The 20,660-nt window shown below is 68.5% G+C and carries 20 protein-coding genes and 1 tRNA gene; 12 read left to right on the top strand and 9 right to left on the bottom strand.

All coding sequences use genetic code 11. The annotated features are described in order from the left end of the window. Nucleotides 1-7 precede the first annotated feature (7 nt). The 3 genes from GQ464_RS10085 to GQ464_RS10075 all read right to left on the bottom strand — a co-directional run bounded on the left by GQ464_RS10085 (nucleotide 8) and on the right by GQ464_RS10075 (nucleotide 3,537). On the bottom strand, nucleotides 8-1,624 hold the full coding sequence (locus tag GQ464_RS10085) for an efflux RND transporter periplasmic adaptor subunit (RefSeq protein WP_166978578.1): 1,617 nt from the start codon (nucleotides 1,622-1,624) through the stop codon (nucleotides 8-10). Between the two features lie 5 nt (nucleotides 1,625-1,629). Further along, a complete protein-coding gene (locus GQ464_RS10080; RefSeq protein ID WP_166978576.1) occupies nucleotides 1,630-2,907 on the bottom strand; it encodes a TolC family protein in 1,278 nt (425 codons plus the stop codon). A gap of 165 nt (nucleotides 2,908-3,072) precedes the next feature. Further along, nucleotides 3,073-3,537: a hypothetical protein gene (locus GQ464_RS10075; RefSeq protein ID WP_166978574.1), complete on the bottom strand. Its 465-nt coding sequence runs from the start codon at nucleotides 3,535-3,537 to the stop codon at nucleotides 3,073-3,075. 319 nt (nucleotides 3,538-3,856) lie between these two features. On the opposite strand from GQ464_RS10075, the gene GQ464_RS10070 reads away from it, so the two are divergent. After that, nucleotides 3,857-4,066 carry a hypothetical protein gene (locus GQ464_RS10070; RefSeq protein ID WP_166978572.1) on the top strand — a complete coding sequence of 70 codons (210 nt, stop codon included), beginning with the start codon at nucleotides 3,857-3,859 and terminating at the stop codon, nucleotides 4,064-4,066. A 90-nt stretch (nucleotides 4,067-4,156) separates the two neighbouring features. Further along, nucleotides 4,157-5,281 (top strand): serine hydrolase domain-containing protein, encoded by a 1,125-nt coding sequence (locus GQ464_RS10065; RefSeq protein WP_228350179.1) that lies wholly within the window; start codon nucleotides 4,157-4,159, stop codon nucleotides 5,279-5,281. Between the two features lie 7 nt (nucleotides 5,282-5,288). On the opposite strand, the gene GQ464_RS10060 is transcribed toward GQ464_RS10065, so the two are convergent. The 4 genes from GQ464_RS10060 to GQ464_RS10045 all read right to left on the bottom strand — a co-directional run bounded on the left by GQ464_RS10060 (nucleotide 5,289) and on the right by GQ464_RS10045 (nucleotide 10,237). Next, nucleotides 5,289-5,981 carry an NUDIX hydrolase gene (locus tag GQ464_RS10060; protein ID WP_228350178.1) on the bottom strand — a complete coding sequence of 231 codons (693 nt, stop codon included), beginning with the start codon at nucleotides 5,979-5,981 and terminating at the stop codon, nucleotides 5,289-5,291. Nucleotides 5,982-6,051: 70 nt separating this feature from the next. Then, nucleotides 6,052-8,313, bottom strand: a complete 2,262-nt coding sequence (locus GQ464_RS10055; protein ID WP_228350177.1) for a GWxTD domain-containing protein — start codon at nucleotides 8,311-8,313, stop codon at nucleotides 6,052-6,054. 40 nt (nucleotides 8,314-8,353) lie between these two features. Next, nucleotides 8,354-8,968 carry a thioredoxin family protein gene (locus GQ464_RS10050; protein WP_166981785.1) on the bottom strand — a complete coding sequence of 205 codons (615 nt, stop codon included), beginning with the start codon at nucleotides 8,966-8,968 and terminating at the stop codon, nucleotides 8,354-8,356. A 54-nt stretch (nucleotides 8,969-9,022) separates the two neighbouring features. Continuing rightward, the gene (locus tag GQ464_RS10045) at nucleotides 9,023-10,237 is read right to left on the bottom strand and encodes a molybdopterin molybdotransferase MoeA (protein WP_228350176.1); all 1,215 of its coding nucleotides are present in this window, start codon (nucleotides 10,235-10,237) and stop codon (nucleotides 9,023-9,025) included. A 125-nt stretch (nucleotides 10,238-10,362) separates the two neighbouring features. Between GQ464_RS10045 and GQ464_RS10040 the strand changes: the two genes are divergently transcribed. Continuing rightward, nucleotides 10,363-11,652: a glucose-6-phosphate isomerase gene (locus GQ464_RS10040; protein WP_166979323.1), complete on the top strand. Its 1,290-nt coding sequence runs from the start codon at nucleotides 10,363-10,365 to the stop codon at nucleotides 11,650-11,652. 633 nt (nucleotides 11,653-12,285) lie between these two features. Continuing rightward, the gene (locus tag GQ464_RS10035; RefSeq protein WP_166979325.1) at nucleotides 12,286-13,125 is read left to right on the top strand and encodes a universal stress protein; all 840 of its coding nucleotides are present in this window, start codon (nucleotides 12,286-12,288) and stop codon (nucleotides 13,123-13,125) included. An 8-nt stretch (nucleotides 13,126-13,133) separates the two neighbouring features. Here the strand turns inward: GQ464_RS10035 and GQ464_RS10030 are convergent, their stop codons facing one another. Together GQ464_RS10030 and GQ464_RS10025 are read right to left on the bottom strand one after the other, a co-directional pair. Then, nucleotides 13,134-14,078, bottom strand: a complete 945-nt coding sequence (locus tag GQ464_RS10030; RefSeq protein ID WP_166979327.1) for a hypothetical protein — start codon at nucleotides 14,076-14,078, stop codon at nucleotides 13,134-13,136. A gap of 127 nt (nucleotides 14,079-14,205) precedes the next feature. Further along, nucleotides 14,206-14,841, bottom strand: a complete 636-nt coding sequence (locus GQ464_RS10025) for an RNA polymerase sigma factor (RefSeq protein ID WP_166979329.1) — start codon at nucleotides 14,839-14,841, stop codon at nucleotides 14,206-14,208. Nucleotides 14,842-15,303: 462 nt separating this feature from the next. On the opposite strand from GQ464_RS10025, the gene rplM reads away from it, so the two are divergent. From rplM to GQ464_RS09985, 8 genes are all read left to right on the top strand, one after another. Beyond that, nucleotides 15,304-15,747, top strand: coding sequence for a 50S ribosomal protein L13 (gene rplM, locus GQ464_RS10020; RefSeq protein ID WP_166979331.1), 444 nt, complete (start codon nucleotides 15,304-15,306; stop codon nucleotides 15,745-15,747). 40 nt (nucleotides 15,748-15,787) lie between these two features. Beyond that, nucleotides 15,788-16,186 carry a 30S ribosomal protein S9 gene (rpsI, locus tag GQ464_RS10015; protein WP_166979333.1) on the top strand — a complete coding sequence of 133 codons (399 nt, stop codon included), beginning with the start codon at nucleotides 15,788-15,790 and terminating at the stop codon, nucleotides 16,184-16,186. A gap of 153 nt (nucleotides 16,187-16,339) precedes the next feature. Continuing rightward, nucleotides 16,340-17,128, top strand: coding sequence for a 30S ribosomal protein S2 (gene rpsB / locus GQ464_RS10010; RefSeq protein WP_166979335.1), 789 nt, complete (start codon nucleotides 16,340-16,342; stop codon nucleotides 17,126-17,128). 48 nt (nucleotides 17,129-17,176) lie between these two features. Next, on the top strand, nucleotides 17,177-18,007 hold the full coding sequence (gene tsf / locus GQ464_RS10005) for a translation elongation factor Ts (protein ID WP_166979337.1): 831 nt from the start codon (nucleotides 17,177-17,179) through the stop codon (nucleotides 18,005-18,007). A 141-nt stretch (nucleotides 18,008-18,148) separates the two neighbouring features. Continuing rightward, nucleotides 18,149-18,919 carry a UMP kinase gene (gene pyrH, locus GQ464_RS10000; RefSeq protein ID WP_166979339.1) on the top strand — a complete coding sequence of 257 codons (771 nt, stop codon included), beginning with the start codon at nucleotides 18,149-18,151 and terminating at the stop codon, nucleotides 18,917-18,919. A gap of 37 nt (nucleotides 18,920-18,956) precedes the next feature. Next, nucleotides 18,957-19,526: a ribosome recycling factor gene (gene frr, locus GQ464_RS09995; protein ID WP_166979341.1), complete on the top strand. Its 570-nt coding sequence runs from the start codon at nucleotides 18,957-18,959 to the stop codon at nucleotides 19,524-19,526. Nucleotides 19,527-19,599: 73 nt separating this feature from the next. Next, nucleotides 19,600-19,689 (top strand) — tRNA-Ser (locus GQ464_RS09990). 80 nt (nucleotides 19,690-19,769) lie between these two features. Then, entirely contained in the window at nucleotides 19,770-20,660 is an 891-nt protein-coding gene (locus tag GQ464_RS09985; RefSeq protein ID WP_166979343.1) for a YicC/YloC family endoribonuclease, read from the top strand.

The following is a 20,660-nucleotide window of genomic DNA, read 5'->3' as shown; positions in this document are numbered from 1 at the left end:
GGTTGAATCAGCGGGTGACGACGAGGGTGCCCTTGAGCATCTCCATCCCGCAGGCGAAGGTGAACGTCCCCGCCTCCGACGGCGTGAAGTCGAGGGCGGCCTCCCGGTGAAGCGGCAGATCGACCGGCCCGAGGCCGAGGCCCGGGAGGACGACCTGCGTGGCGCACGTGCCGTCGGTGGTCCGCACGAAGACGAGCCGTGCGGGCCGGCCCGCCTGCAGGGTGATGCGCTGCGGCTCGAAGCCGGCGGCACCCACGGTGACGCGCACCACCTGCACGCCGCCCTCCGCCTGCATGCCGGCCGCCGGGGCGTGACCGGCATGACCGGACTCGGCCGGGGCCGCCCCATGGTTGTGATGCCCGGCCAGCGCACCGAGGGCGCTCCTGAGCCGGGCCTCGGAGTCGATGAGGAACTGGGCACGGATGACCACCTCCTCCCCGCCCTGCAGGCCGTCGAGGATCTGCACCTGCCCGCCGGCCCGGAGCCCCACCCGCACCTCGACGGGGCGGAAGCGCCCCCCGCCCAGGGCCAGGACGACGAAAGCCTGCTCCCCGGTCTGGAGCACCGCTTCCTCCGGCACCACCGGCGACGGGGCCGTCGGCGCCCCCTCCAGGGTGACGGTGGCGTACATGCCGGGCTTGAGCGGCGCGTGATGCCCGCCGGGCAGCACGATGCGGGCCCGCGCCGCCCGCGTCTCCCCGTCGAGCATGTGGTAGATGTGATCGACCCGGGCCGTGTAGGTCACGCCCGGCGCATACGGCAGCGCGACCTGCGCAGGCGTGCCCGGCCTCACCCAGGCCAGGTCCTGCTCGTAGACGTCGACGATGAGCCAGATCCTGCTGATGTCGACGATGTCCATGAGCGGCTGCCCGGGCGCGACGTACTGCCCTTCGACCACCTGCTTGTTCATGACCTCGCCGGCGGCAGGGGTGAAGAAGGTGATCGTCCGCTGCGGGATACCGGTCGTCTCGAGGCGGCGGATCTGCTCCTCGCTCAGGTCCCAGTAGGCGAGGCGACGACGGGCGGCTTCGAGGACGCGGCGGGCATCGGCCTGCACCCCGGGCCGGCTGCTCCCGGCGGCCTGCCGCGCATTCCGAAAAGCGAGGAGGTATTCCTCCTGCGTCGTCACCAGGTCCGGGCTGTAGAGCTCGAGCAGGGGCTGGCCCGCCCGGACGACGGCGCCGTTGAAGTCCACATACAGCTTCTCGACCCAGCCGCCCACCTTGAGCGAGACGGTATGCGCCCCCTGCTCATCCATGACGAAGCGGCCCGTCGTGCGGATCGCCCGCCGCAGCGCCGTCACCTCGACGCGCGCGGTGCGCACCCCGATGTTCTGCATCGTTACCGGGTCGATGGTGACCGTACCCTCCCCCGCCACCTCGTCTTCGTAGACGGGGATGAGGTCCATGCCCATTTTGGACTTGCCGGGCCGGTCGTAGATCTCGTTCGGATCCATGGGCGCACGCCAGTAGAGGATCTTGCGCTCCGCTGCCGCCGGTCCGGCCGAGGTGTCCGGTGCTGCCGGCGGGGCTTCGTGGCCGGTGCCCGGGTGGGTCAGGCGGCCCAGCAGAAAGCCGCCGGCCGTCAGGATCAGCAGCGCGGTGAAGAGCATCAGCTTTTTCATGACGTTCATCGGAAGAGCGATTCATCGAGGTCGGCGAGGCGATCCAGGCCGAGGGCGCGTTCGAGGGCGGCGGCGGCCTGGAGGTAGCGGGCGTAAGCGTCCTCGTAGCCCGTCTGCAGCGTGAACAGCACGCGTTCGGCGTCGAGCAGGTCGAGGAAGCCGGTGCGGCCGGTGGTGTAGGCGCTGAGGGTGGCTTCCAGGGTGGCTTCGGCCTGGGGGAGGAGGACGTCGCGGTAGAGGTCGAGCTGGTCGCGCTCGCGTTCGAGGCGGCTGCGCAGGTCCGCGATGGTGGTGCGGAAGGAGGCCTCCAGCGCTTCGCGGCGGGCCTCGACCCGGTGCTGCCGCAGGCGGGCCTCTTCGAGACGGGCGCGGAGGCGTCCCCGCTGGAGCGGCACCTTCACCGAGACGCCGAGGGCCAGCGCGTCGCGCCCCGTGGCCGTGGGCGGCATGTCGGCGGCGGCGATGTCGAAGTAGGTGAGGCTGAGGCCGAAGTCGGGGAGGAAGTCGCGGCGAGCCAGGGCGATCTCGGCGCGGGCCCGCTCCAGGTCGGCATCGAGGGCGGCGGCCTCGGGACGAGCGCGACGGGCCACCTGCACGAGGGTTTCGTCGGGCAGCGAAGGAAGAGCGGGCAGGGACAGGGCCGGCAGCGTGTCGAGCGCGACGGGCCGGTCGAGCAGGCGGCTCAGGGCTTCGAGGGCCGTGCGGCGCTGCCGTGCCAGGTCGAGCAGCCGCTGGTCGAGGGTGTTGCGTTCGAGCTGGGCCTTGAGGATGGCCTGTTGCATCCCCTCGCCGACGGCATAGCGGGTGGCGGCCACCGCCTCATAGTCGCGCAGGCGGTCCTGGAAGGCGCGGAGGAGCGCCTCCTGCCGCTGGAGACGGTACAGCTCGTAATAGGCCTCCTTGACCTGGAAGGCAAGGTCCTGGGCCAGGGCGTCGGCCTCGTAGCCGGCGACCTCGGCCCCCAGGCCCGCAACCTCGCCGCCCAGGCCCAGCTTGCCGGGAAACGGGATCGACTGCTCGAGGCGGAGCTGGGTGCGCTGCGTGCCCCGCGCCGTCAGCACGGGAAACGGCTGGTACGTGAACATGACCATCGGGTCGGGCAGCGCGGCCACCTGATCGCGGCGCGTCCCGAGGGCTTCGGCCTGCAGGCGGGCCGCCCGCAAAGCCGGATTCTCGGCCCGGACGACGGCCAGCAGGGTGGGCAGGTCGTGCACCCGCACGGTGTCCGGAACCTGGGCCCGAACATGCACCGGCCCGGCAAAGAGCAAAGCAAGCAGGAGCACCGGGCTCCGGCCAGACAAAGGGAAAGGCATAGCCTGACAGCGTTGAGACGGGAATCAAACCAACGGGCATACCGAACGACACCCCCCGCTCTCGGGGTGCGGCGTCAGGCAGGGCGGCGTGCAACGGTTCGGCCGGGATGTGCGGAGGGCCGAACCGGAAGGGTCTCAACGCAAAAAGACCGCGTACAACAGGTGCAGGGCGAAGGGCGGAGCGGGCGGATCCTCACCGCTGGCGCGAAGCGAGGGGACGGCCGGCGGCGGTGCGGGCGGCACCCCAAGAACTCCGGGCACAACCGGAGGCACCGGCACCCCGGAGGACTTCGTCATCGTGGCCGTGCCGGGGTCGTCGCCCGCCATCGACATGAAGCAGCAGGGCGGGAGGGACGGCTGCATCGCCGCCGGACCCTGATCGGCGTGCACGCACGCAGGCACGGCACCGTCGTGCGTCGCCGCGGGCGGAACCGGCATCGCATGGGCCGGCGCCTCGTGGGAGCGATCCGCCGTAGCCTCCATGGCCGCCCGGTGCGCCTGCGCACACGCCTGCCGGATCAGCGGCGCGGCGACGCCGACGAGCAGCAACGCGGCCATCGCGGCGGCCGCAACGCGAAGAGTCCGGCGGATAACGAGCATGATGCCTCAAAAGAGAAAGGACGGGGCCGGTTACGACGTAGCAAAAGGCAGGTTCCTGGAGGCCCGGCCGCCGCCCGCCGGCCACCTTGCGCGTATCGCGCCGGGTAGCCGGTTCCGCTCGAAACCGGCTACCCCGCTTTCGCCGAAATTCTCGCTGACCCGGCGCGAACCCGCCGGTACCCGCCGCGTTGACCCCCCATCCGGCCACCAGAGAACCTGGAGGCCCCGCCCCCCGAAACCACCTTCGTGCCTTTGTGTCTCCGTGGCAAGAAACGCAACAGGCACCTGACAGGCTCAGACACACAAGACGGTCATCTCCATGTCCCGCTTCTTCCGCCTCCTGCTGATCTCGGCCGCCTTCACGGGCGGCCTGGCCCTGGCGCTGCACTACACGCGCCGCCGTCCCACCCCGCACCCGGCCACCGCTCCCGCCCCTGACGCGCCGCCGCAGTCGCTCCAGGTGGAGGCCGACGACCTGCCCGAAACCGAACGCGAGGCCCTCCTCCGCGAGCTGGCCGGTCAGCTGTGACGGGCACCCTCCGGAAGGGGCAATTGTGGTTGCCGCGCGGGATTCGTTTTTTCCTGACCTGAACGAAACGCCCTCAGACCGCGTCGCGCCATGAAGCTCTTCCTCCGCCTCCCCGTCTTTCTGCTCCTGACCCTCGCCGTGACGGCGGGGGCGCAGCCGGTGCCCGCCCCGCCCGCGACGGCGCCGGCCCCGTCCCGCTACGCGGGCGTCGTGGCCGAGGCCCGGGCGCTGGCCTGGCGGCACTACCTCGAACAGGGCTGGCCCGGCCTCTCCATCGCCGTCTCGGTCGACGGCCAGACGGTCTGGGCCGAGGGCTTCGGGTACGCCGACCTGGAGCAGCGCGTGCCGGTCTGGCCCACGACGAAGTTCCGTATCGGCTCCATCTCGAAGCCGCTCACGGCGGCGGCCGCGGCCCTGCTCTACGCCGAGGGCCGGCTGGACGTGGACGCGCCCGTGCAGCGCTACGTCCCCGCCTTTCCCGAGAAGCGGTGGCCGATCACCACGCGCCAGCTCGGCGGCCACCTGGCCGGCATCCGCCACTACCGCGGCGACGAGTTCCTCCTGCGGGAGCACTTCGCCACGGTGGCCGACGGCCTGGCGATCTTCGCCGCCGACACGCTCCTCTTCGAGCCGGGCACGCGCTACAGCTACACGAGCTACGGCTGGAACCTGATCAGCGCCGTCATCGAAGGGGCGGCCGGGCAGGACTTCCTCCGCGTCATGCAGGAGCGCGTCTTCGACCCGCTCGGCATGCGCCATACCGTCGCCGACCATGTGGACAGCCTCATCGCGCAGCGCGTCCGCTTCTACGTGCGGGACGAGGCCGGGCGGCTCGTCAACGCGCCGTTCGTGGACAACAGCTATAAGTGGGCCGGCGGCGGCTTCCTCTCGACCACCGAGGACCTGCTCCGCTTCGCCAACGCCCACCTGAGCGGCGACTTCCTCCCGACGGAGGCCCGGGCGCTCCTGTTCACCGAACAGCGGACGAGGGCCGGCGAGGGGGTCGGCTACGGGTTTGGCTGGGCCCTGGGCACGGACGACGTCGGACGGCGCATCGTCTCTCACAGCGGCGGCTCCGTCGGCGGCACGTCGATCCTGCTCATCCAGCCCGAGACAAGCGTCGTGGTGGTGGCCCTGGTCAACCTCTCGGGGGCCGACCTGCGCCTGGGCCGGGAGGTGCTTGCCCTGTTCGTCGAGGCCGTCGAGGAACCCTGAGCGCCGCTCACCGGATCAACCGGTCGAAAACCACCGGCTCGACGGTCGCGGCGTGACGGCGGAGCGTCTCGAAGCCGAGCCGCGCCCGGGCCTCGGACCACGGCACCCAGGCCACCGCCTCGATGTCTTCCTCGGCCTGCGGCGTGAACGCCGTGGCGACGGTCTCCATCAGATACCAGTGCGTCGTCTTGACCTCGTAGCGCCCGTCCCGGGGATAACCGTGCCGCGTGACGCCCAGCGGACAGACGATACGCAGGTCGCCGGCACCGACCTCTTCACGTACCTCCCGCAACGCGCAGTCCGGGGGGCACTCGCCGGGATCGCACTTGCCCTTGGGGAGATCCCAGACGCCGCGCCGGAAGATGAGCAGCAATGCAGGCTCGGGCGTTCCGGCGCGTACCACGTAGCCGCCCGCGGCCGTCACCGGCTCCGGCGGCAGGTAGGGCGTAACGTTGCACAGCGCTCCGGGCGGCACCTGCGGCACCCGCACCTGACCGTCACCCACCTCAACCGGCGCCTCCGCCAGCCGCGTCGCGTCGACCACGACCAGCGCGTCGCGGCAGGCCTGCCGGGCGGCGTCAAGCGTGGTCCACAGGCGCGCCTCCTCCTCGATGCCCCGCTCCCGAAGCACGTCCAGCCTGCCCTTCTCTGTACAATAAAACAGCAACACGTTGTCCTCCGTACGAACGATCCGGCTCATCCCGTTGCGCTCCCCACGCAGCGCACAACATATCCCACGAAACGCGAACTCTCCAACCCGGCGGGACCGCTCATTTTTCGATCTCGATTCGCCGTATGGAGGTGGCGGAGCGATCCGTCCGCCGGTCGGTGACGGTGACGGCCAGCACGTAGGCCCCCGGCTCCACCCGGCCGGCATCGATCTCGGTGTACTCGACGGCCGTGCTCCCCGGCACCTCATGGTCGACCCGGAGGGTGAGCGACGCCCTGGCCCGCCGCTTTCCCCGCTCGGGCGTGAGCGTGTATTCGAGCGTGTAGCGCGCCCGTCCGTCGTCGCCGGGGGTGAGGTGGTAGATTTCGAAGTAGACGAAGAAGGGACGGCGGCGCGGGAAACGGAGCGTGGGAGCGGCCTTTACGCGCAGGTCGTGGTGGGTGCCCGTCTCGCCGGGCGGTACCGGTGCGATGTCATGGGCCAGGAGCAGGTCGCTCACGGCGAGCCCCGGGCCGGAGAAGCCGGGCAGGCGGCGGTCGAGGCGGGCGGTGCCGAGGACGCGCCCGTCCTCCGTGCGCACGTGGAGGTCAACGCGGTACGAGTCCGGCGGAGCCGTGACGGCGAGAGCGTCGAGGACGCCGCCGGTGGGATCGGCGGAGCGGGGCACGCGCCGCCGGACGCGCTCCGTGGCGACGTCGTCGAAGGTCGTCGTGCGCAGGCTCAGGCCGGCCTCCACGTTCACATGGCGCGCGTGCGCGGGGGCGTGCCGGGCCAGGGTCGCTGCCGGGAAGGCAAAATGCACCTCCAGGCGCGTACGGCCGTCCCCGTCGCGGAACGCCGCCGTCACGGCGGGCAGGTCGAGCCGCTCGACGGGCGGCACCCAGGTGTGCCGGTCGGTGGTGAGGCCGCGGTCGACGTCGGCCTGGCTCTGCGCGCGCATCTCCTGCTCGAAGCCGAGCAGGTCGAGCTCGCGCCGCCGGGGCTCGTCCTGGTAGATCAGGTAGCCGCGCATGAAGGGGGCGCCCCAGTCGAGGCGGTCGTTCATGACCTCAGCGCCGAGGAGCACCGGCACGAGCCGCCAGGCAGCTCCGCCGAGCGTGGCGAAGTGGAAAATCATCGGGGGTTCGTCGCCCGTGGCCGCGTAGCGCCACGATTCGTTCGGCGTCTCGGCTTCGAGCGTGGCGACCCGGTCGTCCGGCGGGCCGTGGCGCAGGTAGATCAGCCCTTTGTCGTTGAAGTCGCGGGGCAGGCGGTAGACCTCGGCGAACGCGAGCCGGTTGACCTTGTCGGGGTCGTTCCACCAGGCCAGGCGTCCGTGGTAGGCGAACTGTTCTTCGACGTAGACGAGCCGGCGGTAGTGCTCGGCGAGGCGCGGGTTCTCCGGGGCGGCGGGCAGCGGGTCGCGCCGGGCCCACACGCGCCGGAAGAAGGCACGGAGGGCGGCGGGGTCGGCGAGCCGGCGGTAGGCCCGCAACTCGTCCGGCGCGAGGATGTAGCCGGTGTCAGCAAAGACGAAGGCCGCCTCGACGGGCGAGGCGATCCCGTCGACGGCGCGGAGGTACCAGGCCTCGCAGCGGTCCGGGTGGCCGCGGGCAGCCTCCACGCGCGCCAGCGCCAGCAGCACGAGCGTGCGGGGCATCGGACCGGTCCGGCCGAGCAGATCGAGGTACGCCGCCGCCGCGGCGGCGAGGTCTCCCGCCCGGCGCAGGCGCTCCGCCCGGAAGAAGGCGGCATAGGGGTCCTCGTGCGCGGCGAGCCAGGCCGTCGCCGTGTCCTCGTCTTCGCGAAGGAAGCGCCGGTAGAGGACGACGAGCCCGAGGTGGACTTCGGGGAGTTCGGGGCGGAGGCGAAGCCCGGCATAGCCGAGGCCGATCGCCCTTTCGTGGTTGCCCCGATAGGCTTCGAGCCGGGCGTACTGCACGAGCACGTCCTGAAACGCGGAGTCGCGCGCAAGCACGTGTTCGAAGTGGGCTTCGGCCTTCCGCCATGCGAGCGCCTCGCGCAACGGACCGAAGGGTGGGCGAAAGAGGCCGGCCTCGCGGTGGGCGATGGCGCGGTAGTAGTGGGCGGCCAGGTGGTCGGGGTCGCGTTCGAGCACCTCGTCGAAGCGGTCGCCGGCCTCACCCCAGCGGCCCAGGTCGAGGGCGAGCGTGCCGAGGCGGAGCGTCGCCTCGACGAAGCGGGCATCGCGGGCCCGCTCGTAGGCCTTGCGGGCCAGCTCGTAGGCCCCGGCGTCCCGGAGCGAGTCGCCCCGGACCAGCCAGCCGCCGGCGGGCTGCGCCCGCACGGCCGCCGGCACGGCGAGCACAAGCATCACGGCAAGGAGCCGGCACACGGGCAACAGGGCGTAACGGGCTACCATACCGAAAAAACGGCACGCCCCGCCAATTGTTGCCGCCGTGTCAATCCTGCGTGCGGCGGATGGTGCAGCCCATGGACCGCGTCGACGCGGCGGGGACGGGACGGCCCTCGGCCAGGGCATGGAGAGCGTCGAGCAGGTAGGGCTGCTGCACCGCCTCCGGATCGCGGGGGCTGTCGTCGATGGCGCCCTCGTAGACGAGCGTCAGGGTGCCGTCGAACAGAAACACCTCCGGCGTGCGCTCGGCCCCGAACGCGTCGGCGAGGCGATGATCCGGGTCCACCACGTAGGGGAACGCGTAGCCCTTCTCCTCCGCCCGGGCCCTCATCTCCGCCGGCCCGTCGCCCCGGTCCCGGTATCCCGCATTCGGGTTGACGACGACCATGCCGATGCCGAGCGAGCGGGCCGTCTCTGCAACGACCCGGTAGCGATCCTCCCAGGCATCGACCCACGGGCAGGTGTTCGAAGAGAAGAGAACGAGCAGCCCGTTCTCCCCGGCGGCCGCCGCCAGGGTGATCGTGTCGCCGTCCACGCCCGGCAGGGGCAGGTCGACCAGCGGCACCTTGCTCCCCACCGCCAGGCGGTCCTGCGCCGGGGCGTCCGGAAGCGGCAGCAGGAGCAACGCGAAAAGGATGGCTTGCAGGGATCGTCTATGCATTATTCCGTACCGTATGGTCTGCAGGCTGGACATTCCGGCAGGTTGCCGGCGTGTTCACCAGTTCAACCATTCCACGTCAACAAGCGTGCCGGCTTCCGGATCCACCATCGTTTCAGGCAGGTGAACGAGGCAGTTCGCCCGTACGACCGAGGTATAGACGTGTGAGCCCTGCGGCCCGGCCAGGTGCACCGTGAGGCGCCCGTCCGCGCCGGTGGCGGCGACGCCGCGGGCGAAATAGTGCAGCCCGGCCACCTTCTTCGCCGGCGCCGCCAGGACGGCCCGCAGGCACGGGCGCAGCACCGCGGCCCGCCCCAGCATCTTCGCCAGCGCCGGGCGGACGTACTGCTCGAAGCACACCGCCGAGGAAACCGGGTTGCCGGGCAGGCCAAAGACGGGCTTGCCGCCGAGCAGCCCGAAGGCCAGGGGCTTGCCCGGGCGCTGCCGCACCTTCCAGAACCGCAGCGTCAGGCCCATCTCGTCGAGCACCTGCTTCACGAAGTCGTAGTCCCCCACCGACACCCCGCCGGAGAAGACGAGCACGTCGGCTTCCAGGGCCCGCTCGACGGCGGTGCGGATGTCCTCGAGCGTGTCGCGGGCGTGCAGGGGCGGCAGGACCTCGGCGCCGGCGGCCTGGGCCTGCGCGGCGAGGGCCGGCCCGTTGGCGTTTCGGATCTGCCCCGGCCCCGGCGTCGCCTCCGGGGGCACCAGCTCGTCGCCCGTGGCGACGACGGCCACCCGCGGCGGCACGCGCACGGCCACCTCGGCATACCCCAGCGTCGCCAGCAGGCCCACCACGGGCGGCGTCACGACCGCCCCCGCCCCGAGCACCGTCTCGCCCGCCCGCACGTCCTCGCCCGCCCGGCGCACGTGCCCTCCTGCCGGCGGCACCCGCAGCATCCGGACCGAACCCGCGTCCTCACCGGTCTCCGTCCACTCCACCGGCACGACCGTGTCCGCCCCCTCCGGCACGGGGGCCCCGGTCATGATGCGCGCGCACGTGCCCGGCACGATGGCGTGCGAAGGGATTCCCCCTGCCCGCACGTCCTCGATCACCCGCAGCGAAGACGGCAACGTCGCCAGATCCGCGCTCCGCACGGCAAACCCGTCCATCGCCGCGTTGTCGAACGGCGGGATGTGCTCGCGGCTCACCACCGGCTCCGCCAGCGTCCGCCCGTAGGCCTGCGCCAGCGGGACACGCTCCACCGGCTGCGCTGCCACCGCCTCCAGCACCAGCGCACGGGCCTCCTCCACCGAAATGAATTCACGCATTGTTATTCTCCCCCTCCCGGATTTTTCGGTTCTCGAATTTAGAATTTTGGATGTACAAACACCCGCTGCGTCTGTTCATGCGGCGACACCTTCCACGGTCCCTACCAACCCGATCCCCTTCCGCGATGCTCCGATTCGACCCGACGCCGGTTGACGCTTTCATAGAGAAAAGTGCCCTGGAGACCCTGCGCCCCCGGGTGGAGGCAGCCCATCGCGCCCTCATCGAAAAGACGGGCGCCGGACACGAATTTACGGGCTGGCGCGACCTGTTGCTCTCTCCGAACGACGCCCTGCTCGAAGACCTCGCCGCGACGGCCGCCGAGATCCGCGAGCGTGCGGACGTGCTCGTCTGTATCGGTATCGGCGGGTCCTACCTCGGCGCGAAGGCGGTCATCGACGCCCTCACGCCTTACTTCCCGGCCCGCCGCGGGGACGACGCCCCCCGCACGCCCGAGATCCTCTTCGCCGGCCACCACATGAGCGGCGCCTACCTGCGCGAGTTGATGGCCTACCTCGAAGGAAAGTCGGTCTACCTGAACGTCATCTCCAAGAGCGGCACCACGCTGGAGCCCGCGCTGGCCTTCCGCTTCCTCCGGCAGTGGCTCGAAGCCCGGTTCGACGACGCCGACCGCCGCATCATCGTCACCACCGACCCGGAACGCGGTGCCCTCAACCAACTCCGGGCGGAGAAGGGCTATAAGAAATACGTCATCCCGCCAGACGTGGGCGGGCGCTTCTCCGTCCTCACCCCCGTCGGCCTCCTTCCCATCGCCGTCGCCGGCATCGACATCCACGCCCTTTTCTATGGCGCCGTCGACGCCTGCCGCCGGTTCTCCGGCACCGGGGACAACCCCGCGCTCGACTATGCCGCCCGGCGCTACCTGCTCCACGAGCACGGCTATGCCGTCGAAGTGCTGGCCGTCTTCGAGCCGCGCCTGGCCGGCATCGGCGGGTGGTGGCAACAGCTCTTCGGCGAGAGTGAGGGGAAGGACCACAAAGGCCTCTTCCCCGCCGTCGTCCAGTACTCGACCGACCTCCACTCGCTCGGCCAGTACGTGCAAGATGGCAAACGCCTGCTCATCGAGACGTTCCTCATGGCCGAGCACGACGGCGGCGACCTGCCGGTGCCCGCCACCGGCGACAACCTGGACGGGCTCGACTACCTCGCCGGACAGACGATGCGCCACATCAACCGCCAGGCCTACGAGGGAACCCTCCGCGCGCACGTCGCCGGCGGCGTGCCGGCCATGACCCTCTGGCTCGACCGCATCGCCCCCGGCGACCTGGGGGCCTGCCTCTACTTCTTCGAGCACGCCGTGGCCGTCGGCGGCTACCTGCTCGGCATCAACCCCTTCGATCAGCCGGGCGTCGAGGCCTACAAGAAAGAGATGTTCGCCCTTCTCGGAAAACCGTGACGGCCCCGCGCCGGCCATCCGCAGCCGCCCTTTTCGCTTTCCACACCGTGGACAACCCGTTGATAAGCCGGGGGACGAGGTCTGGATAAACCCGCCGGGTTATCCACGATGTGGACACGTGTGGATTTTCCCCCTCCTCCCGCACACGTTATCCGGATCGATCCACATCCCCCGCCACGGTGGACAAATTCCGGCCGTCGTTCCCCTCTTTTCTGTGGACAACGGTGGAAACGTGCATAACCCGCCCTTTCCGCGCAAAACACGTACGCCCGCGACTTCAAAACGCACCCTCCGTGTGGACAGGCTGGGGATCAACCCTCCTTTTTATCCACCCATCACCCACCCCGATGTGGATTTTTCCGTTGTCCACATTTCCACAGATCCTACTACTACTAAAACATCCGATTCTTTAAAAAAACTGTTATAGAAAAGGGTGTGGGAAACGCGGGGGACAGGCAGGGAGAGGATTGATACACGCCGGTATACCGGTGCCTGTGTCCGGGTTGCCGTTGTATTACCGGAAAGGAATATGCAGGGCGCCTTTGTACGGTTTTCTCACCGGACCGATTGTGCGCGCCGTCTCCTTCGCTTAAGTTTGTGGACCGAATCCCCACAATGCAGCATGGGTCTGCCATGATCAAAAGAATTCTTGTGGCGCTGGATCCCGACTCGGACACCCTGGTGGCCATCCGGTATGCCGAGGACATTGCCCGGCGGTATGGTGCCGAGGTGACCGGCCTGGCCGTCGTAGACCTGGGTAGCATCGAGGCCAGCGCGCGCGGCGGGGGCATCGGCAGCATGTATTACGCCGAGAAGCTTCGCGAGCGGCTGACCGAGGAGACGCGCGCCGTCGCGCAGCAGCTGATTGCCTCGTTTCAGAAGGAGGTCGAAAAGGCCGGGTTGCCGCACACGGAAGTGGTGGAGGAAGGCGTTCCGTTCGAACGCATCGTGGAAGACATGAACTACCACGATCTCCTCGTCGTCGGCAAGGATCCGCACTTCTTCTACGGCCATTCGAAACAGGACACCAACACCCTGGCGCGTGTCGTCAAAAACACCATTGCGCCGACGCTGGTGGTGGGAGGAGCCTACCACCCGGTGAAGCGGGTGCTGGTGGCTTACGACGGCAGCAGGGCGTCCGCACGCGCCCTCCGCCGGTTCATACACCTGCGTCCCTTTGGCGACGACCTCGAGGTGAAGCTGCTGAACATACACAGGGACAGCGCCTCCGAATCGGAGCTGATCCTGCGGCTGGCGCAGGCCTACCTGAAGGCACACGGCTTTCCCGTGCAGGCGCAGAGCATGAAGGGAGACAACCCGACCGACCTGATCGTCAAGCACGCCGAGGAGTATGGCGCCGATCTGGTGGTGGCGGGTGCCCACTCGGTTTCCAAGATCCGGGAGATCGCTTTCGGCTCCACGACGGTAGCCCTGCTCAAGTCGTGCCCTGCCCCGCTGTTTCTGGACAGCTAGGCCGGGCCTCAGGGACGCGCGTGCAGCATCTCCAGAATGGCCCGGGCTTCGGCGCTCTGGCTGCCGCCCTCCTCCACGACCTGCTCGAACGCGGCGATTGCGGCGGCGGTGTCCTGCCGGGCCAGGTGGATCTTGCCGAGGTAGAACTGTATCTCCAGGTCCAGATAGGAGTTGCGGGGCACCAGTTCGCCGGCAGCCTCGAAATAGCCGGCGGCCTGCCGGAGCCGGTCGGGGTCGAAGCGGGGGAAAAGGCCCAGGAATGAGCGGCGGCTGTCCCGCAGTGCCTCGAGGCCCAGGAGATAGAGGCTGTCGGCCCGGGCGTCGTCCGAGGCGTCGAACGTGGCCCGGAGGCGGGGTCCGAACGCCTCGAGGGCCTCGTCGGTGGTGAGAGCGGCCTGGGTCAGGTCGCTCGTTGTGAGTTCGCTTGCGAGGAAGAGGGTGCCGTAGCACAGGACGAGGAGGCAGACGACGGCCGCCATGCGTCCCAGCGGCCGCGCGATAAGGCGATGCAGGCGTGCGGCCGGGCGGGCGGGGCGGTCCGGCGCCCGGGACGTCGCCGGCGGCCCCAGGGTGTGGCCGGTCAGTTCCTCGAACCGGCGGGCGAAGTCACCGGCCGCTTCGATCTGGTACATCCGCTGTTCCAGCTGGTTGCACCGCTGTTGCAGCCCGGCGTCTCCGGCAAGGCGTGCCTCCAGCCACTCGAACACTTCCTGGAGCGGAGCGGGGCCCGGATGCCGTTCCATTCGCCGTGTGGCGACGTAGTAGGCGAGCACTTCGTCCGAGGGCGGGTCTTGCCGCAGTGTGCCGGCGCGGTGCAACAACGCTGCGAAGGCGCGCGCCTCCTCCCACGGAGCTTTCCATTCGGGGTGCCCGGCCACGTAGGCATCCACCTCGCGCCGCTCCGCCGGCGAGAGCTCCGTGTACAGGAGCAGCTTTTCCTCGATCTTCGTCATGCGTAACTCCTCGCAGAAAAGAATTCGATCAGTCGGTGGCCGGGCGGGGGTTGCATATACCGGCGCCAGGATCTCTTGCCATCCAAACACCCTGACCTGTGTGCATCTAACCTCCTTCTATGAAAATTCAAGATAGACCGGTTAACAGGTGCCGGAGCCCGGGGTCTTTTCGCAATCGTTTGATGGCCTTGTTGACGTAGGTGCGGAGCGTCGGCAGCGGTTTTCCCAGGCGGTTTCCCATCTCCTCGTAGGTCGCGTTTTCCAGCAACCGCATCCGGGCCGCCTCCTGCAGGGCCGGCGGCAGGCGGTCGATGGCATGCCGTACCGCCAGGTAGACGGTGCCGGCGTCGAGGCTGTCGGGTGAGGGGGGCGGGACGTTCCGGGTGTCGTCCAGGTTGTCCAGGGGAAGTTTCCGGCGGCGGCGCCGGACGTAGTTGAGAAAGGTGTTCTTGCATACGACGCTCACCCACTGGGCATACAGGTTGTCGGCGTCGAGCTCGCCGCGGTGCCTTTCGATCTTCCGGTAGGCATTCTCCACCAGCACGTCGAAGTCGGCGGTGTCGTAGGCCGGCTCCTGCATGAACTTCATGAGGAAGTAGCGCCAGGTGTAGCAGTAGGTCCACACGTCGACGAGGCGCCGGGTCTCCGGTGTTTCCCGGGTGCGCCACGTTCGGAAAACCTCGTTGACCCGTTCCGTGTCGTCGAGGTGGAACGGGAGCTGGGCGGCGACGGCCTGGATTGCATGCAATGCCTGGGTAAACATAGGCCGGTGCATGCCGGGGGAACCGCACGCCCGGTTCCTTGCCGGACCGGGCGCTTTCCTGTACGGCATGCCTTGGGGTGGGTGGGGGAGTACAAGATAGGGATTGTGCCCGTTTCATCCACGGGAGTCCGGGAAGGAACGGGCGCGTCGTTCCGGTTAAAATTGCAGGAAGACGTTTCCGGCCCCAAAACCTGAAGGAGGTTTGCGCGTGTCACGCGCCCGCACGGCGTTTCCGGGGCGTCTGAAGGGTATCGCGAAGGTGGCGTTCCGGATTTGACAGCGTGGCGCAAAGGTCGTATTTTGCGAGACTAGCGCCATAGCTGCGCCCGTTGCCGGGGCCATGACCATTCATCCGGTCGTCCGGACCCGGATCTTATTTGTCTGACGTCAAGAGAGCCCGCGGAGCCGGGCCGGCGGGGGTGGAGCCCCGGGCGGTCCTGCTCCCGTGAGCCGGAGATCCTCATGGATGCCAACAGCTTTAAGACCTACAGCGCGAAAGCCGGCGAGATCGAGCGTCGCTGGTACGTGATCGACGCGGAGAACCAGACGGTGGGCCGGCTGGCCTCGCGTGTGGCGGCGATCCTGCGCGGCAAGCACAAGCCGGTCTTCACGCCCCACGTCGACACCGGCGACTTCGTCATCGTGATCAATGCGGACAAGGTGCGCTTCACCGGGAAGAAGGAGACGGAGAAGGAATACTTCTACCACACCGGCTATCCCGGCGGCGAGAAGGTCCGCACGCCGAAACAGATGCGTGAGCGCCGGCCGGCGTTCATCGTGGAGAACGCCGTGCGGGGCATGCTGCCGAAGGGCCCGCTCGGGCGCCGGATGTTCAAGAAACTGAAGGTCTACGCCGGCCCCGATCACCCGCATGAGGCCCAGCAGCCGGAACCGCTCACGCTGTAACCTTCGTGCCTCGTTTTTCTTGATCTCATCAGGCTACATCATGGCAACACTGGCTCAACACACGGCGGTCGGGCGCCGAAAGACTTCCGTGGCCCGCGTGTACCTGCGCCCGGGAGGGAGCGGAAAGATCATCATCAACAAGCGGCCGCTGGAGGCCTACTTTCCGCTCGCCTGGCGGCGCACGGTGGTGCTCTCGCCCTTCGAGGTGACCGGCACGCAGGGGAAGTTCGACGTAGTGGTCAACGCGCGGGGCGGCGGGCTGACCGGGCAGGCCGAGGCGATCCGGCTCGGCATTGCGCGGGCGCTGGTCGAGCACAACGAGGAGCTGCGCAAGCCGCTGCGCGACGCCGGCTTCCTCACGCGGGACCCGCGCATGGTCGAGCGCAAGAAGTACGGCCAGCCCAAGGCGCGCAAACGCTTCCAGTTCTCGAAGCGGTAAGCGGCAGTATTCCCCCCGCCGGGTCGGATGGCCCGGCGAGGCTTTGTCATCCCTCATACGACCTGATGCACCACAGGGTGGCGGTCCCGGCCCCGGCCGGGTTCGTTTTGCGGTGCAGGCGAGGGTCGTAGCGGTTTCAACCCGGAGAAAGTCATGGAAACGCAGGACGTACAGGAAACCCGGCAGAGCGCGCACCGCGCCTCCATCGAAGATCTGCTCAAGGCCGGCACCCATTTCGGCCACCTTACGAGCCGTTGGAATCCGAAGATGAGGCCCTTCATCTTCATGGAACGCAACGGCATCCACATCATCGACCTGACGCAGACGCAGGCCCTGCTGGACAGGGCCGCCGACGCTGCGGCCCGCTTCGCCCGGCGCGGGAAGAAGATCCTCTTCGTCGGCACCAAGAAACAGGCCCGCGAGATCATCCGCCGCCATGCCGAAGCGTGCCAGTCGCCCTACGTCGTCGAGCGCTGGCTCGGTGGGACGCTGACCAACTTCCAGACCATCCGCAAGAGCATCCGCCGCATGGAGGAGCTGGCCAAGATGGAGGAAGACGGCACGCTGGACCAGCTCAAGAAGAAGGAGCGGCTCATGAAACGCCGCGAGCGCGAGAAGCTGGAGAAGGTGCTCACCGGCATCAAGGACATGGCCCGGCTGCCCGGCGCCCTCTACGTCGTCGACATCAACCGCGAACACATCGCCGTCAGCGAGGCCCGCAAGCTCGGCATCCCCATCATCGCCATGGTGGATACGAACTGCGATCCGGATCTGGTCGACTACCCGATCCCGGCCAACGACGATGCCCTGAAGTCCATCGACCTGGTGACGGCCATCATCGCCAACGCGGTGAACGAGGGCTCCAAGGAGAAAGAACTTCAGGAGGCGGCCGGCAAGGAAGAGAAGGCCAAGCGCAAACAGGAAGCCGAGGAGGCCGATTGAGACGGCCCTTCCGTTTTTCCAGCGAAATCCGTTTTAGATAGAAGCATCATGGCTATTTCGGCACAAGACGTCAAGCGCCTTCGTGAGATCACCGGCGTCGGGATGATGGACTGCAAGAAGGCGCTCGAAGAAGCCGGTGGCGACTTCGACGCGGCCATCGAGCTGCTGCGCAAGAAGGGGCAGAAGGTGGCCGCCAAGCGCGCCGACCGGGAGGCCAACGAGGGCCTGGTCGTCACCGCCGCCACGGACGACCGGCGCACCGCCGTGCTGGTCGAGGTCAACTGCGAGACCGACTTCGTGGCCCGCAACGAGGAGTTCCAGCAGTTCGCCCGGCAGGTTGCGGAGCTGGCCCTGCGCGAGCGCCCGGCCGACCGCGAGGCGTTGCTGGCCCTGCCTTTCGAGAACGGTCGCACCGTGGCCGACGCGCTGACGGATCTGACCGGCAAGATCGGCGAGAAGATCGACGTGCGGCGTTTCGCTCTGCTCGAAAGCGAAGACGGGCAGGTGATCTCGTACATCCACCCGGGGGCCCGCCTCGGCGTGCTCGTCGAGGTGCAGGGTGACGGGGACGTCGAGAGCGTTGGTCGCGACGTGGCCATGCAGGTGGCCGCACTCAACCCCGTGGCCCTCTCGGTCGAAGAGGTGCCCGAGGACGTGAAGGCCAAAGAGCTCGAGATCGCCCGGGAGGCCGCCCGCAACGAAGGCAAGCCCGAGCACATCCTCGAGAACATCGCCCAGGGCAAGCTGAAGCGCTTCTTCAAAGACAACGTGCTCATCGAGCAGCCTTTCGTCAAGGATGCCTCGATGACGGTCAAGGAGATGCTCCGGCAGGCGGGTGCCACCGTGAAACGGTACGTGCGCTTCGCCCTCGGAGGGTAGGTTCCGTGCCGTCACCAAATCCGGGCACGTTTCGCGCACCGCGAGGCGTGCCCTTTTTTTGGGCGGCCCGGGCGCGCATTGCAAAGAAGTGGCGGAGGCTGTAGCTTGCCTGCCGCGTACGAACGGAAAAGAGGAGCCAGGATGGCCGACGGTTCGACGAAAAGCGACGCGTTGCGGTACCGGCGCGTGCTGTTGAAGCTCAGCGGAGAGGCCCTCCTGGGCCGGGAGCCCTACGGCATCGACGAGGAGGTGCTCACGCTCTACGCCCGGGAGATCAGGCAGGTCGTCGAGCACGGCGTCGAGGTGGCCGTGGTCATCGGCGGGGGCAACATCTTTCGCGGCGTGACCAATGCCACGAAGGGAATGACGCGGGCGCATGCGGACTACATGGGCATGCTGGCCACGATGATCAACGCCATGGCCCTGCAGGACGCCCTCGAACAGATCGGCGTGTGGACGCGCCTGCAGTCGAGCATCAAGATGGAGGAGATCGCCGAGCCGTTCATCCGGCGGCGTGCCATCCGGCACCTCGAAAAGGGCCGTGTGGTGATCTTCGGCGCCGGCACCGGCAACCCGTATTTCACCACGGACACGGCGGCCGCCCTCCGGGCCCTGGAGATCGACGCCGAGGTGATCCTCAAAGGGACCCGTGTCGACGGGGTCTTCTCGGCCGATCCGGAGAAAGACCCCACGGCCGAGCGGTTCACCACGATCCACGGCAGCGAGGTTATCCGGCGGGGGCTGCGCGTGATGGATATGACGGCCTTCACGCTGTGCCAGGAATCCCGGAAACCCATCATCGTCTTCAACATGAAAACGCCGGGCAACCTGCTCAAGGTGGTTCAGGGCCAGCGGGTCGGGACGCTGGTGCACTGGAACGACCCGAAGCCGGCCGACGTCGCCCGGATCTGACGTCCCCGTGCACATCAACCGTAGTCCGGAGGCCACGATGTTACACGAGAGCATTCAACTGATCCTCGAAGATGCTCGTGAGCACATGGAAAAGACGCTGGAGCACCTGCGTCACGAGCTGAGCACCATCCGGGCCGGCCGCGCCACCCCGGCCATGCTCGACTCGGTACGGGTCGAATACTACGGCACGCACACGCCGCTCAACCAGATGGCCAGCATCAGCGCTCCGCAGCCGGACCTGCTCGTGGTGCAGCCCTGGGACCGCTCCGCCCTGAACGAGATCGAACGGGCCATCATGGCGGCCAACCTGGGCCTCAACCCTTCGAACGACGGCAACGTCATCCGCATCCCCGTCCCGCCTCCCTCGGAGGAGCGCCGGCGCGACCTGGCCCGTACCGCCCGCCTGCGCGGGGAAGACGCCCGCATCGCCATCCGCAACATCCGCCGGCACGCCCGGGACGAGATCAAGTCGGTACAGAAGGAGGAGAACCTCCCGGAGGACATGCGCTACGAGGGCGAAGAAGAACTGCAGAAACTGACCGACGCGTACATCGAAAAGGTGGACCGGCTCCTGGAACACAAGGAGGCCGAGATCATGGAGGTGTGAGGCACCGGTGCGTCTCCACCTTTTCTTTCCAGAACAAATTCTCCTTTCGAAGCATATTGAAGGAATCATCCCCGGAGAGGTGCCCGAGCGGTCGAAGGGGCACGCCTGGAAAGCGTGTGTACCGGTAGACCCGGTACCGTGGGTTCGAATCCCACCCTCTCCGCCCGGAAAGCCGGAGTGTCGCCGCATTCCGGCTTTTCTCATACCCGGACGGCTCCCGGCCATTCCGAAACCGAGGACGCTATGATTGCGAGCATGACGGGCTTCGGGCGCGGCAGCGCCGAGGCCGACGGCTTTGCGGCCACCGTGGAGATGCGCTCCGTCAACAGCCGGTTCTGTGAGGTGTCGGTGCGCCTGCCGCGCGTGCTGAGCGAATACGAGGGGGAGATCCAGCGCCTGGTCAAACAGGCCTTCGCCCGGGGCCGCATCAACGTGAACGTTCAACTGACCCAGACCGGGGACGACGTGCTGCCCCTGCGGGTGAATCCCGAAGCCGCCCGGGCCTATGCCCGCCTGCTGGAAAGCGCGCGCGACGCCGCCGGCCTCGACGGGCCGGTTCGCCTCGAGCACCTGCTCCAGTTCTCCGACATCTTCATCCCGGTGGAGGCCGAGGAGGACGTGACCGGGCGCAGCGAGCAGGCCTGGGCGGTGGTTCGCGCCGCCCTGGAGACGGCCGTCGAGGCGCTCCGGGCCATGCGCCGGCAGGAAGGCCAGGCCCTGCAGGCCGAGCTGGCCGGCCGCATCGACGCGATCGAGACGCTGCTGGAGGCGGTCGAGGCACAGGCGCCCGCGCGCGTCGAGCAGGCCCGCCGGCGCCTCCACGACCGCCTCGAAGAGCTGCTCGGCGACGACCGCCTCGACGCCGAACGCCTCGAATTCGAGATCGCCCTGCTGGCCGACAAGCTCGACGTCACCGAGGAGTGCGTCCGCCTGCGGTCCCACCTGGCCCTCTTCCGCGAGTCCCTGGCCGGCGACGAGCCCGTCGGGCGGAAGCTGAACTTCCTGGCGCAGGAAATGAACCGGGAGGTGAACACCATCGGGTCGAAAGCCAACGATGCCACCATCGCCCACCTGGTCGTCCGGATGAAGGAAGAGCTGGAGAAGATCCGGGAGCAGATCGAGAACACGGAGTGA

Origin of the sequence: Rhodocaloribacter litoris, assembly GCF_011682235.2 — a bacterium.
Classification (GTDB): Bacteria; Bacteroidota; Rhodothermia; order Rhodothermales; family ISCAR-4553; genus Rhodocaloribacter; species Rhodocaloribacter litoris.
Note: the sequence above shows the minus strand (reverse complement) of the source record. Positions and strands in the feature narration are given on the sequence as shown.

Excerpts from the sequence above, each read along its gene's own strand:
- GQ464_RS10085 (WP_166978578.1), bottom strand. The coding sequence starts at position 1,624 with ATGAAAAAGCTGATGCTCTTCACCGCGCTGCTGATCCTGACGGCCGGC.
- GQ464_RS10075 (WP_166978574.1), bottom strand. The coding sequence starts at position 3,537 with ATGCTCGTTATCCGCCGGACTCTTCGCGTTGCGGCCGCCGCGATGGCC.
- GQ464_RS10070 (WP_166978572.1), top strand. The coding sequence starts at position 3,857 with ATGTCCCGCTTCTTCCGCCTCCTGCTGATCTCGGCCGCCTTCACGGGC.
- GQ464_RS10065 (WP_228350179.1), top strand. The coding sequence starts at position 4,157 with ATGAAGCTCTTCCTCCGCCTCCCCGTCTTTCTGCTCCTGACCCTCGCC.
- GQ464_RS10060 (WP_228350178.1), bottom strand. The coding sequence starts at position 5,981 with ATGAGCCGGATCGTTCGTACGGAGGACAACGTGTTGCTGTTTTATTGT.
- GQ464_RS10055 (WP_228350177.1), bottom strand. The coding sequence starts at position 8,313 with ATGGTAGCCCGTTACGCCCTGTTGCCCGTGTGCCGGCTCCTTGCCGTG.
- GQ464_RS10050 (WP_166981785.1), bottom strand. The coding sequence starts at position 8,968 with ATGCATAGACGATCCCTGCAAGCCATCCTTTTCGCGTTGCTCCTGCTG.
- GQ464_RS10045 (WP_228350176.1), bottom strand. The coding sequence starts at position 10,237 with ATGCGTGAATTCATTTCGGTGGAGGAGGCCCGTGCGCTGGTGCTGGAG.
- GQ464_RS10040 (WP_166979323.1), top strand. The coding sequence starts at position 10,363 with ATGCTCCGATTCGACCCGACGCCGGTTGACGCTTTCATAGAGAAAAGT.
- GQ464_RS10035 (WP_166979325.1), top strand. The coding sequence starts at position 12,286 with ATGATCAAAAGAATTCTTGTGGCGCTGGATCCCGACTCGGACACCCTG.
- GQ464_RS10030 (WP_166979327.1), bottom strand. The coding sequence starts at position 14,078 with ATGACGAAGATCGAGGAAAAGCTGCTCCTGTACACGGAGCTCTCGCCG.
- GQ464_RS10025 (WP_166979329.1), bottom strand. The coding sequence starts at position 14,841 with ATGTTTACCCAGGCATTGCATGCAATCCAGGCCGTCGCCGCCCAGCTC.
- rplM (WP_166979331.1), top strand. The coding sequence starts at position 15,304 with ATGGATGCCAACAGCTTTAAGACCTACAGCGCGAAAGCCGGCGAGATC.
- rpsI (WP_166979333.1), top strand. The coding sequence starts at position 15,788 with ATGGCAACACTGGCTCAACACACGGCGGTCGGGCGCCGAAAGACTTCC.
- rpsB (WP_166979335.1), top strand. The coding sequence starts at position 16,340 with ATGGAAACGCAGGACGTACAGGAAACCCGGCAGAGCGCGCACCGCGCC.
- tsf (WP_166979337.1), top strand. The coding sequence starts at position 17,177 with ATGGCTATTTCGGCACAAGACGTCAAGCGCCTTCGTGAGATCACCGGC.
- pyrH (WP_166979339.1), top strand. The coding sequence starts at position 18,149 with ATGGCCGACGGTTCGACGAAAAGCGACGCGTTGCGGTACCGGCGCGTG.
- frr (WP_166979341.1), top strand. The coding sequence starts at position 18,957 with ATGTTACACGAGAGCATTCAACTGATCCTCGAAGATGCTCGTGAGCAC.
- GQ464_RS09985 (WP_166979343.1), top strand. The coding sequence starts at position 19,770 with ATGATTGCGAGCATGACGGGCTTCGGGCGCGGCAGCGCCGAGGCCGAC.